This is a genomic window from Sphingomonas zeicaulis, assembly GCF_050433225.1.
GTDB lineage: Bacteria > Pseudomonadota > Alphaproteobacteria > Sphingomonadales > Sphingomonadaceae > Sphingomonas_D > Sphingomonas_D zeicaulis.
The window spans coordinates 212,031-223,578 of the sequence record NZ_JBNPXQ010000007.1; the positions used below are offsets into that span (position 1 = coordinate 212,031).

13 protein-coding genes are annotated in these 11,548 nt (G+C 67.2%); 8 read left to right on the forward strand and 5 right to left on the reverse strand.

The features are described from left to right. The first annotated feature begins 95 nt into the window (after positions 1 to 95). The 8 genes from FHS96_RS21280 (at position 96) to FHS96_RS21315 (ending at position 7,179) form a co-directional block, all read left to right on the forward strand. On the forward strand, positions 96 to 734 hold the full coding sequence (locus FHS96_RS21280; protein WP_429596497.1) for a histidine phosphatase family protein: 639 nt from the start codon (positions 96 to 98) through the stop codon (positions 732 to 734). After that, positions 731 to 1,231: a hypothetical protein gene (locus FHS96_RS21285; RefSeq protein WP_429596500.1), complete on the forward strand. Its 501-nt coding sequence runs from the start codon at positions 731 to 733 to the stop codon at positions 1,229 to 1,231. Before FHS96_RS21280 ends, FHS96_RS21285 begins: the two co-directional genes overlap by 4 nt. A gap of 55 nt (positions 1,232 to 1,286) precedes the next feature. Then, complete coding sequence (gene rlmN, locus FHS96_RS21290) at positions 1,287 to 2,471, forward strand: dual-specificity RNA methyltransferase RlmN (RefSeq protein ID WP_429596503.1); 1,185 nt, start codon at positions 1,287 to 1,289, stop codon at positions 2,469 to 2,471. A 50-nt stretch (positions 2,472 to 2,521) separates the two neighbouring features. Continuing rightward, entirely contained in the window at positions 2,522 to 3,355 is an 834-nt protein-coding gene (locus tag FHS96_RS21295) for a hypothetical protein (protein WP_429596506.1), read from the forward strand. A gap of 24 nt (positions 3,356 to 3,379) precedes the next feature. Further along, positions 3,380 to 4,192 carry a sulfite exporter TauE/SafE family protein gene (locus FHS96_RS21300; RefSeq protein WP_429596509.1) on the forward strand — a complete coding sequence of 271 codons (813 nt, stop codon included), beginning with the start codon at positions 3,380 to 3,382 and terminating at the stop codon, positions 4,190 to 4,192. A 60-nt stretch (positions 4,193 to 4,252) separates the two neighbouring features. Continuing rightward, the gene (locus FHS96_RS21305) at positions 4,253 to 5,116 is read left to right on the forward strand and encodes a cytochrome b/b6 domain-containing protein (RefSeq protein ID WP_429596511.1); all 864 of its coding nucleotides are present in this window, start codon (positions 4,253 to 4,255) and stop codon (positions 5,114 to 5,116) included. Then, positions 5,113 to 5,874, forward strand: coding sequence for a molybdopterin-dependent oxidoreductase (locus FHS96_RS21310; RefSeq protein ID WP_429596514.1), 762 nt, complete (start codon positions 5,113 to 5,115; stop codon positions 5,872 to 5,874). Before FHS96_RS21305 ends, FHS96_RS21310 begins: the two co-directional genes overlap by 4 nt. A 78-nt stretch (positions 5,875 to 5,952) precedes the next feature. Then, positions 5,953 to 7,179: a class I SAM-dependent methyltransferase gene (locus tag FHS96_RS21315; protein WP_429596517.1), complete on the forward strand. Its 1,227-nt coding sequence runs from the start codon at positions 5,953 to 5,955 to the stop codon at positions 7,177 to 7,179. Positions 7,180 to 7,224: 45 nt separating this feature from the next. Here FHS96_RS21315 and FHS96_RS21320 read toward each other — a convergent pair whose 3' ends face one another. Genes FHS96_RS21320 through FHS96_RS21340 form a run of 5 tightly spaced genes read right to left on the reverse strand, consistent with a single transcriptional unit; the run spans position 7,225 to position 11,544 of the window. Further along, positions 7,225 to 7,938 (reverse strand): class II aldolase/adducin family protein, encoded by a 714-nt coding sequence (locus FHS96_RS21320; RefSeq protein ID WP_429596519.1) that lies wholly within the window; start codon positions 7,936 to 7,938, stop codon positions 7,225 to 7,227. 24 nt (positions 7,939 to 7,962) lie between these two features. Further along, positions 7,963 to 9,120 carry an LLM class flavin-dependent oxidoreductase gene (locus tag FHS96_RS21325; protein ID WP_429596522.1) on the reverse strand — a complete coding sequence of 386 codons (1,158 nt, stop codon included), beginning with the start codon at positions 9,118 to 9,120 and terminating at the stop codon, positions 7,963 to 7,965. 14 nt (positions 9,121 to 9,134) lie between these two features. After that, positions 9,135 to 10,079, reverse strand: a complete 945-nt coding sequence (locus FHS96_RS21330) for an LLM class flavin-dependent oxidoreductase (protein ID WP_429596525.1) — start codon at positions 10,077 to 10,079, stop codon at positions 9,135 to 9,137. Further along, positions 10,076 to 10,684: a nitroreductase family protein gene (locus FHS96_RS21335; RefSeq protein WP_429596528.1), complete on the reverse strand. Its 609-nt coding sequence runs from the start codon at positions 10,682 to 10,684 to the stop codon at positions 10,076 to 10,078. Before FHS96_RS21335 ends, FHS96_RS21330 begins: the two co-directional genes overlap by 4 nt. After that, entirely contained in the window at positions 10,684 to 11,544 is an 861-nt protein-coding gene (locus tag FHS96_RS21340) for an ABC transporter ATP-binding protein (protein WP_429596531.1), read from the reverse strand. The genes FHS96_RS21335 and FHS96_RS21340 overlap by 1 nt, the downstream gene beginning before the upstream one ends. Positions 11,545 to 11,548: the final 4 nt, after the last annotated feature.

The following is an 11,548-nucleotide window of genomic DNA, read 5'->3' on the forward strand; positions in this document are numbered from 1 at the left end:
CGCCTAAGCGCATGGAGTACCTGTCCGTTGCATGAACGGCAGACAACGGCTTGGAACTGTTGCATAGCAGCAACAGCTTTTCGACGGAGCGTGTAATGGTTTCTGCAGGCCGATTGTACATCGCGCGACACGGCGAGACGGTATTCAATTCGACGCGTCGTCTGCAGGGGAACATCGCGCATACGCCGTTGACCCGCGCCGGATTCGCACAGGCCGACGCGATGGGTGCGGCGTTGCGCGCGCGACTGGGGCTCAAACCGGCGCTCACCCTCTGGTCTTCCCCTACCGGCCGTGCGCTGCAGACGCTAGCGATCATCGTCGAGCATCTCGACCTCGACTGGCATGCCACGCGTACCGACGACCGACTGCGCGAGATCGACGTGGGGCGTTGGACGGGGCGCGGCTATGACGAGCTGCACCAGGAAGGCGGGCCGCTGCTCGATCCGGCCACCGGGCTGTTTCTGCGCCGCGCCGACGATGGCGAATGGTATGACGATATCGCCCGCCGGCTGCAGGGCTGGATCTGCGACCATGCCGGCGCGCCCGGCGACAAGCTGATCCTGATGCACGGCACCTCCAGCCGTGTGTTGCGCGGGCTGCTGACCGGCGCCCCCGCGCGTGCCGAGCATCGGGCGCCGGTGCTCGACGCGCTGCCGCAGGGCTCGATCGCGTTGATCGAGAATGGCATCGAGACCTGCCTCCACCGCGGTGACGGCACCGCGCCCGCATCATGACCCTGCCCGCGCTTTGCCTGATCGCGGCGGGGGCAGCGCTGGTCGCCTCGGCACCCGCGTCCGGCCGGGATTCGCTGGGGGTGTTCGGCGGCTGGGGGGCGTTCCGCGCGCCCCGGCCGCTGAGTTGCTTCGCGATCGCCGAACCCGAGGGCGGCGGCCGATCGCGCGACTGGCGACCGTTCGCCAGCATCGCGACCTGGCCCGACCGCAGGATCCGCGGCCAGCTTCACATCCGGCTGAGCCGTGCCGCAGCCCCCGGCCGGCCCATCGACCTGGCGGTGGGCAGCCAGAGATTCGCGCTCGGCGGCGGCGGGGCCGATGCCTGGGCGCGCGACCCCCGGGCGGATGCGGCGATCGTCGCGGCGATTCGCACCGCCACCGAGATGCGGGTTACCGCCACCAGTGCAACCGGTCGAAGCTTCACCGACAGCTATCCGTTGCGTGGCGCCGCGACCGCGATCGACGCGGCGACTTTGGGCTGCGCCCGCCGCCTCTGAACCGTCCGTCCCGCCGATGCTGGAAAAATGACGGGTTTGCGACTATGTGCGCGCGATGCAGATCCCCGGCCATATCGACCCCGTTCCCGTGCCCCGCGCCGCGATCCCGCGTGCCGATGGCCGCATCGACCTGATCGGGATGACGCGCGACCAGCTTCGCGCGGTGCTCGAATCCTATCAGCTCGACCCGAAACAGGCCAAGTTGCGCGCCAAGCAGCTCTGGCACTGGATCTACAATCGCGGCGCCACCGACTTCCAGCTGATGACCGACATCGCCAAGGACATGCGCCATTGGCTGGAGCAGCGTTTCGTGGTCGGCCGCCCGCAGGTGGTGGAGGCGCAGGTCTCGACAGACGGCACCCGCAAATGGCTGCTGCGCGGTGATGATGGCCAGGATTATGAGATGGTCTTCATCCCCGACGCCGATCGGGGCACGTTGTGCGTCTCCAGCCAGGTCGGTTGCACGCTCAACTGCCGCTTCTGCCACACCGGCACGATGCGCCTCGTGCGCAACCTGACCAGCGCCGAGATCGTCGGCCAGGTGATGCTGGCGCGCGATTCGCTGGGCGAATGGCCGAGCCAGCCCGAGGGTCGCATGCTCACCAACATCGTGATGATGGGCATGGGCGAACCGCTCTATAATTTCGAGAATGTTCGCGACGCGCTGAAGCTGGTGATGGATGGCGACGGCCTCGCCCTCTCCAAGCGGCGCATCACCTTGTCGACCAGCGGCGTCGTGCCGATGATGGCGCGTGCCGGCGAAGAGATCGGCGTCAACCTCGCGGTGTCGCTGCACGCGGTGACCAAGGAGGTGCGCGACGAGATCGTCCCGCTCAACCGGAAATATGGCATCGAGGAGCTGTTGCAGGCGTGCGCCGACTATCCCGGCGTCAACAATGCGCGCCGCATCACCTTTGAATATGTGATGCTGAAGGACAAGAATGACAGCGACGAGGACGCGCACGAACTTGTCCGCCTGCTGCGCCACTACAAGCTGCCGGCGAAGGTCAACCTGATCCCGTTCAACCCCTGGCCGGGCGCCGATTACGACACCTCCACGCCGGAGCGGGTGAAGGCCTTCTCAAACATCGTGTTCGAGGCCGGCATCTCTGCCCCGGTGCGCACCCCGCGCGGGCGTGACATCGACGCGGCCTGCGGGCAGTTGAAGACCAAGGCCGAGCGGAAGAGCCGGGCGGAACTCGATCGACTCGCGGAAGAGAAGCAGGCGGCGCTGGGGTAAGCGGCGGCCCGGACGATGCCGTCGCTGAACTCGTCACCGTCCAGGCTGTGTTGAATGCCGCATCCGACGAGTCATGGCGGGCCGAAGCCGGCGATCCCCCGTTGCGGCTGGTCGAACCGGATCATGCCGGCGCGCGTGTCGCCGTTTCGGACATGGGCGGCGGGCTGGCGGTAAGCTTTCGCGGCGACCCGTACGAAAGCTGGCCGATCTTGCAGGATGTGCTGAGCCGGCAGGACGTGGCGGACCATATCCTCCTTCTTGACCTCAGCGGTCCGGATATCGGCGCGAACGGCATGAAGGATTGGGACTTCGCGAGCCTGATCACCGCCGCGCCGCGCTTCCCCCGGCTGGTGGATTTTCGCATCGGGCTGACCGATCCGGGCGACCATAATCAGAGCGCGGTCGCCGACGAGCAATTGCCTGCGCTGATCGCCCTGATGCCCGCGCTGCGCCACCTCGTGCTGCCGCAAGCCCCCGAACCCGAATTCTTCCGGTCATCCCTGCCCGATCTTCGTACCATCCGTACCGGCGGCGATCACCGCACCCGCGGCTTCATCCGCCACCTTGCCGACGGGAAATTCCCGTCGCTGAGGTTCGTAGACTTCACGGATTCGCTGGCGCCATTCCTGATGAACGAGGAACAGCCGGCGGAATGGTCTTCGACGCCGTTCGCCGATTATGAACGCCTCTTCGCGGCGGACATCACGGGCCAGTTGTCGGGCATGCGCCTGCGCAACGCGCGTCTCACCGAGGCGCAGTTCCGGGTCCTGCATGCCGCAAGACCGCAACTGCAGCTCAGCGTCACTTTAGAAGCGCCGCACTGCTACGTCGCGCATTGGCGTGACACCGGCTTTCCCTATCGGCATCTGCTGCCGTTCGGCTGATCCGATGCGGCGATGGCGCGGGCGATGCCGACGCCCTATAGCGCCCGGCACCATGCCGCTCTGCCCGTTCCGCCCCCAATGATCGATCCGCCAGCGCTGATCCTTGCGGCGTTGGCCGGCACTGCCGGCGGCGCGATGAACGCGCTGGCGGGCGGCGGGACCTTCGCGACGATGCCGACGCTGATCGCGCTCGGCCTGCCATCCCCGATCGCGAACGCAACGAGCAACGTCTCGCTCCAGCCCGGCGCGATCTCGGCGGCCTGGGCCTATCGCAAGGATCTGGGGCCCCTGGGCGGCGCCAGCGTCCGTACGCTCACCGCGATCACCTTTTTCGGCGGGATTGTCGGCAGCCTGCTGCTGGTGGCAACGCCGGCGCGGACATTCGACATCGTCGTGCCCTGGCTGCTGCTGCTCGCCACCCTTGCGCTCGCGTTCGGGCGGACCGCCTCCAACGCGCTGCACCATCATCTCACGATCGGCATCAAGACATTGCTCGTCGTCCAGTTCCTGCTGGGCATTTATGGCGGCTATTTCGGCGGCGGCGTCGGGTTGATGATGGTTGCCGCGTGGGGGCTGCTCGCGCGCGCCGAGCCGCATCTGCTGGGCGCGCACCGCACCTTGATGCTGGCAGTGGCCAACGCTGCGGCAGCGATCATCTTCATCGGCGCCGGGATGGTCGCATGGGGGCTGGCTGCACCGATGCTCGTCGGCTCGGTGATGGGCGGGTATCTCGGCGCGCGGCTCGCCCGGGTGCTGCCGGCCCGGGTGATCCGCTTCGTCACCTTGGGGGTGACTGCGGCGATGACGATCATCTTCTTCTGGCGCGCCTACGCCTGAAGCGCTTTACGCTGTAACCTTAACCGGCGAGACTGCGTATGACGGGGGAAGGACGCGCTTATGACCACCATCGCCGCCGATACCGAAACATCCGCCGCCGCGACACCGTCCGCCCCGACGGTACCGGCCAAGGTCTACCGCCATCGCCTCGCCACGCGCCTCTGGCATTGGCTGAACGCGGTCACCATCATCGTCATGCTGATGAGCGGGCTGATGATCTTCAACGCGCATCCCCGGCTCTACTGGGGCGAGTATGGCGCTAATTTCGACCATGCCTGGCTGCAGATCGGCGCGGTCGGCGAGCGCGGCATGCTGCGCATCGGCGAGACGATGATCGACACCACCGGCTGGCTCGGCCGCTGGACGGGGCCGGACGGCGCCCCCGTCAACCGCGCCTTCCCGCACTGGGCGACGATCCCCAGCCATTACAGCCTGGCCGATGCCCGCCACTGGCACCTGTTCTTCGCGCTGGTGCTGGGCTTCGGCCTGCTCGCCTACATGATCGCGAGTCTCGTCAACCGCCATTTCCGCCACGACATCGCGCTCGGCCGCGCCGAAGTGGCGCCGCGCCATCTCTGGCAGGACATCAAGGATCACGCGCGGCTGCGCTTTCCCACGGGCGAAGCGGCGCTGCGCTACAACCCGATCCAGAAGATCACCTACAGCCTCGTCATCTTCGGGCTGATCCCGCTGCTGATCCTGACCGGCCTTACCATGTCGCCGGGCATGAACGCGGCCTGGGGCTGGCTGGTCGATCTGTTCGGTGGACGGCAATCGGCAAGGTCGCTGCATTTCATCGCCGCGACCCTGATCGCGCTCTTCATCATCGTCCACCTCGTGCTGGTGGTGCTGTCGGGGCCGATCAACGAGATACGGTCGATGATCACCGGCTGGTTCCGCGTGCCGCAGGAGAAAGGCCGATGAGCAGCATCATCACCCGCCGGACGCTGATGACCGGCCTTGTCGCCGGCGCTGGCGGGCTCGTCACCGGCTGCGACGCGCTGAACGAAAGTCCGACCTTCCAGTCGGTGCTGCAGTCGGGCGAGCGGGCGAACCGGGGGCTGCAACGGCTGATCTCCAACCGCGGCGCGCTGGCGAAGGAGTTCAGCCCCGATCAGCGCTCTCCCATCTTCCGCTCCAACGGCAACCGCATGCCGACCTCCCCCGCCTATCAGGCGCTGATGGCCGGCAATTTCGCGGATTGGCGGCTGCAGGTGACCGGGCTGGTTGCCAAGCCGCTCAACCTGTCGCTGGCGCAACTCCGCTCGATGCCGACGCGCCACCAGATCACCCGCCACGACTGCGTCGAGGGCTGGAGCGCGATCGCCAAGTGGAGCGGCGTGCCGCTGAAGTTGCTGCTCGATCTCGCCGGGCTGCGTGACGGCGCGCGCTACATCGTCTTCCGCTGCGCCGACGAATCGCGCGGCACCGCCTATTATGAATCCATCGACCTGATCGACGCCTTCCACCCCCAGACCATCCTCGCCTGGGCGCTCAACGACCGCGCTTTACCGGTGCCCAACGGCGCGCCGCTGCGGCTGCGCGTGGAGCGGATGCTGGGTTACAAGCACGCCAAATATCTGATGGCAGTGGAAGCCGTCGCCAGCCTCGACGGGATCGGCGGCGGCAAGGGCGGCTATTGGGAAGATGTCTCCCGATATGAATGGTATGCGGGCATCTGACCGCATGCAGTCCCTTCATCGAACCTAAACGAAAAATAAGGTTCCGGAGCGGTAACGGCATGTTCTAGAAGCCACCGCATGGCGCTCATCGACACATTCCTCCAGCGCATCGTCAAGCAGGGCACGCTGACGATGACGCATCATGACGGCCGCACGGTGCAGTATGGCACCCCGGCCGCCGGCTTTCCTCATGTGGCGATCCGTTTCGCAGATGCGGGGGCGGCGAACTATATCGTCAGCCATCCCCGGCTGGGCGCGGCCGAAGCCTTCATGGATGGCCGGCTGCTGATCGAGGAAGGCGATATCCTCGACCTGATCAGCCTGATCCGCGCCAACGGCCCGTGGGAGAAGGGCGGCAATCTGGAGATCAAGAACCCGCTGCGCCGCGCCGCCTCCAGCGCCGCCGAGCGTGTTTCGCGATTCAACTGGGCCGCACAATCCAAGCGCAACGTCGCGCATCATTACGACCTCTCCGACGATCTCTACGCGCTCTTCCTCGACGCCGACCGTCAATATAGCTGCGCCTACTTCACCCATCCCGATAACAGCCTGGAACAGGCACAGGCCGACAAGAAAGCGCACATCGCCGCCAAGCTGCACTTGAAGCCCGGCCAGCGCGTGCTGGATATCGGCTGCGGTTGGGGCGGCATGGCGCTGTATCTGAACCGCGCCGCGGATGTGGACGTGCTGGGCATCACCTTGTCCGAGGAACAGCTCAAGGTCGCCCGCGCCCGCGCCGAGGCCGCCGGCGTATCGGACCGGGTGAAGTTCGAACTGATCGACTATCGCGACGTGCAGGGCCGCTTCGATCGCATCGTTTCGGTCGGCATGTTCGAGCATGTCGGCCCGCCGCACTATCGCGACTATTTCCGCAAGTGCCATGACCTGCTGACCGATGACGGCGTGCTGCTGATGCACACGATCGGCCGCTTCGGAAAGCCCGGCACCACCGACGCCTTCACCCGCAAATATATCTTCCCAGGCGGCTATATCCCGGCGGTGAGCGAGGTCGTCGCGGCAAGCGAGCAGTGCAGGCTGCTGCTGAGCGACATGGAGACGCTGCGCCTGCACTACGCGATGACGATCCGTCACTGGTACCAGCGCACCGTCGCCAACCGCGAGAAGATCGAGGCGCTCTACGACGCGCGCTTCTTCCGGATGTGGACCTTCTATCTGGCGGGCGCGATCGCCGCGTTCGAGAGCGGCGGCATGGGCAACCACCAATACCAGTTCGTCCGCAACCGCCGCGCACTGCCGATCACTCGCGACTATATCGGCGCGGCGGAGACGCTGCTGGCGCGGTAACCTGAATTTTCCTCCCCGAGCCTTGCTCGGGGAGGAAATTTACAATCACTCCGCCGCGATCAGCTCCACGTCGAACCGGTCGGTGTCGCGGATCAGGCCCGACATCTTCCACTGCTGTTCAAGCACGCCCGGCCCATAGGGCTTGGAGCCGCCCAGCGCCTCGGCCAGCGCCTGGAAGCGCGCGCCTTCCTCCAGCAGCACGATATAGCTGGCGAGCTGCAGCAGCCCCTTGCGGCCCCATGCGGTCGAGCCGCCATTGGCCTCGAGGATCGCGGGCACCTGCGGATCCTTCTCAAGCACCTCGAGGATGAAGTTGGCCTCGCCCTGGCGGCGATCGATATAGATCGGCAGTTCGCGCGCGCGGGTCCAGCGCTGGACGGGCACGTAGCTGATCGGCAGTGCGCGGTGGCTTTGTGACCATGCACCGAGATAGACGGTGTGGACGTGGCTGACGGTGGTGATGTCGTCATGCGCGCGGAAGATCGGGAGGTAGCGGCCGCCACCGAGATTGCCCTTGGCGTCGCCGCCCAGCACCGCGCCGTCGAGCGCGAAGATCGTCGGCACCGGCACCGCGTCGGGCGCAAACGGCCCCGGATAGCCGATCGAGACCACCGCTTGCTCGCCCGGCACGCGCTCGACGAAGTTGACGGTGCCCGAGGGGGCGATCGTGCCGGTATTGGCGAGGCCGCGGAACGCGACGACGGCGTCGCGCACCGCCTGTTGGGCGAAGTCCGAGATGGTCGAATTGAGCGTGGTCATGGCTGCTTCTCCTGATGAAGACGGTTATTCGGCGGCCTGCAGCAGCGAGGATGCGCTGCGGCCGAGCAGCGGCAGCACCTCCTCACCGATGCGATAGGCCTCTTCGAGGTGCGGGGTGCCGGCGAGGATGAAAGCATCCGTGCCGCGGGCGATCAGTTCGTCGAGCTTGGCGGCGCACTGCTCGTAATTGCCGACGATGCCGAGCGCCGGGCCGCCGCGCAGCAGGTTGAACCCGCCCCACAGATTCTGGCCGACGATCAGATCGTCCCAGCGCTTCGCTTCGGTCGGCCGCAACGCCGCCTGCCGCTGGGCGCCGACCGAATCGGTCGCCTGCCCCCGCCAGCGCGCGCGGGTTTCGTCAGTGACATTCTCGAAGCCGATGCGCACGTCGCGCCACGCTTCTTCCTCGGTCGCGCGTGCGACAAGGTCGACGCGAACGGCGCATTTCTGCTCTCCGCCCAAGGCGGCGGTGCGCTCCTTCACCCGCGCGAACTTGGTGGTGAGCTGCTCGAACGGCTCCAGCCACGACAGATAATAGTCGGCATGTTTCGCAGCGGATTGCAGCGCCGCATCCGACGAGCCGGAGAACCAGATCTCGGGCAGTTCCTCCCGCGCCAGCAGCGGTGCGAGGCCGCCACGCTCGACCTTGAAGAAACGGCCGTCATAGCTGAAGTCGCCGCCCTTCCAGACGCCCTTGAGCACGTCGAGGAATTCGGTGGTGCGGCCATAGCGATCGTCATGGTCGAAGCTGTCGCCCCACCAGAGCTGCGCGGGGCCGCCGCCACCGGTGATGATGTTGTAGACCGTCCGGCCGCCGGTCGCGCGCTGCAGGCTGGCGGAGAGTCGCGCGGCCTGCACCGGGTTGAGAAAGCCCGGTTGGAAGGCGATCATGAAGCGGAACGTCGCGGTCTCGCGAGCGAGCAGCGGCGAGATCACCCATGGATCGTCGGTGTTGGGGAAGGACGGGATCAGCCCGCCAATGAAGCCCGAGGTTTCAGCGGCCTTCGCAGTCTCGGCGAGATAATCGATGTAGCGGAAGCCGTCATCGGCACCATGGCGGTCGAGCCCCGGCGCGAAATTCGTCTCGGACAGCGGCGACCAATCCCCCCGGTCGTAGGAGCCGCGGCGGATGGTGGCGTGGCAGCCATGGGTCGGCAGGCGCCAGTAGAAGTCGATGGTCATGGATTTCCTCCGGTTCAGGCGGCGGCGCGCAGCGGATCGGTGAGCGTGCGGAAGCGGGGCAGGACGAACTGGCCGACGCGATAGGCCTCTTCGAGCGAAGGCGAGGCGCCGAGCACGAAGTGGGTCACGCCGAGATGCGCGAGCGTCGCGAGCTGTTCGGCGACATCCTCATAGGTGCCGGCGATGCTGCCCTGGGGCACATAACCCACCTCATCGGCATATTCGCGCGCAACGACCGGCTGGACGATGCCGAACGCCACCGTGCGCCCCGTTGCCACCGCGAGCGCCTCGAGCGTCTCGATCGAATGGCGCAGATCCTCGATCGGAGCGGGATCGAACAGGTGGACATCGGCCTGCCGCGCGGAAAGCGACAGCGCCTCCTCGCTGGTGCCGCGCAGAAAGACCGTGGGGAAGCGCACGCGGTTGAGCGGTGCGTCGAACCCGCCCTTCTCCACCTCGAAGAAGCGGCCCTTGAAGCTGTAGCCCTGCCCCCCGTGAACGCCCCGCGCCACGGCCAGGAACTCCTCGGTGCGCGCGATCAGGTCCGCCTCATCGACATGGTCGGCACCGCGCGCGCGGGTTTCGGCGTCGGCGTCCGCCGCAATCGCCCAGCCGAGCCGCTCATGGGCGAGCCGCTGGAAGCTGGTCGCCTGCTTGGACGCATAGACCGCCGAGCCGACCGAGGCCGGGAATTCCGGGATCAGCGCCAGCCGCGGCACCTCGCGCGCGACCGCCGCGGCGACGATCTGGCTGTCGTCCCCCGCCTCACGATGCGCTACGAACAATCCGTCGAACGCGGTCAGCGCGGCGGCCCGGGCGATCGCGGCATAATGATCGTAGCGGTTGATCGCCGACGTCCGCACGTCGCGCGCGACGGCCTGCCACTGCGCCCGTTCGGACGGTTCCGACCGCTGCGGCTCGGCCGCGACGTCGAGTTGCCAATAGGTCTGGATGGTCATGCTGCAGTCCTTTGTTTCGGGAAGGCGGGCGTGCCGAACCGGCCGTGGAACAGCGTCTCGGCAAGCGACCGCCGGCCGTTGGGCGCCTCGGCGGCGTGGAAATCGGGATCGAGCGTATCCAGCCCGGCGGCGCGGCCGAGCGCGATCAGCGTCTCGACCGCGAAGCCGGCGGGGATGCCCAGCCGCTCGCGGGCGGCGACGCGATCGAAACCGCCGATGCCGTGCGTGTGCCAGCCGAGCAGCAGCGCCTGATGCGCAAAGTTCGCCCAGGCGGCGCCGGCATCGAAGCTGTGGCTGACATTGTCGACAATCTCGCCGCGGCGATCGGCTTTCAGCTCGGAAACGACCAGCACCAGCGCCGAGGCGCGCGGTGCCCACAGCCGGTTGCGCGGGTTGAGCAGGTCGACGAACGTCGCCCAATCGGCATCGCCCGGCCGCGCGAACAGGAATCGCCATGGCTGGGCGTTGAGCGCCGACGGCGCCCAGCGCGCCGCCTCGAACGCGCTCAGCAGCACCGCATCGGGCACCGGCTCGCCCGAAAAGCTGCGCGGCGACCAGCGGTCGACGAACAGCGGCGCCACCGCATGTTCGGCGTCGCGCGCCATCAGCGCTCCTCCTGCCGGCGGAACGGCACCAGCTTGTCGTCGTCGCCTTCGACCGGCGCGCCGGTGAGTTCGGCGAGAATCTCGTCGCGCAGCTTGTGCAGCACCGGCGAACTGCGGTCGCGCGGGTGCGGCAGGTCGATGTCGACGATGCGGCGGATGCGCCCCGGGTTGGGCGCCATCACGATCACCCGGTCACCGAGGTAGAGCGCTTCCTCGACATCGTGGGTGACCATCACCATCGTCGATCGCTGCGCCATCCAGATGCGCTGCAATTCCTTTTGCACATGCACGCGGGTCAGCGCGTCGAGCGCGCCCAGCGGCTCGTCGAGCAGCAGCACCTTGGGCTCGGTCGCCAACGCGCGGGCGATCGCCGCGCGCTGCGCCATGCCGCCCGAAAGCTGGTGCGGATAGGCCTTCTCGAACCCCGAGAGATTCACCATCGCGATGTGCTCGGCAACGATCTGCGCGCGGCGATCCTTGGGAATATCCGTGTTGAGCAGCGCGAGCCCGACATTCTCCTCCAGCGTCATCCACGGGAACAGCCGGTGGTCCTGGAACACGATGCCGCGATCGAGGCTGGTCGTGGCGATGCGTTCGCCGTCCAGCCGAATTTCGCCCGAATAGTCGGTGTCGAGTCCGACGATCAGCCGCAGCAACGTCGACTTCCCGCAACCCGAAGCGCCGACGATGCTGACGAACTCGCCAGGACGGATGCTGAGATCGATCCCCTCCAGCACCGGCAGCGCGCGGCCATCGATGCTGAACGCCTTGCTGAGGCCGCTGATCGTCAGCGCGCCCCGCGCGGGGCCGGGGGCCGGCGCCGTGCCGTGCTGCGATCCGATGCGGGTCTGAACCGTCATGGGC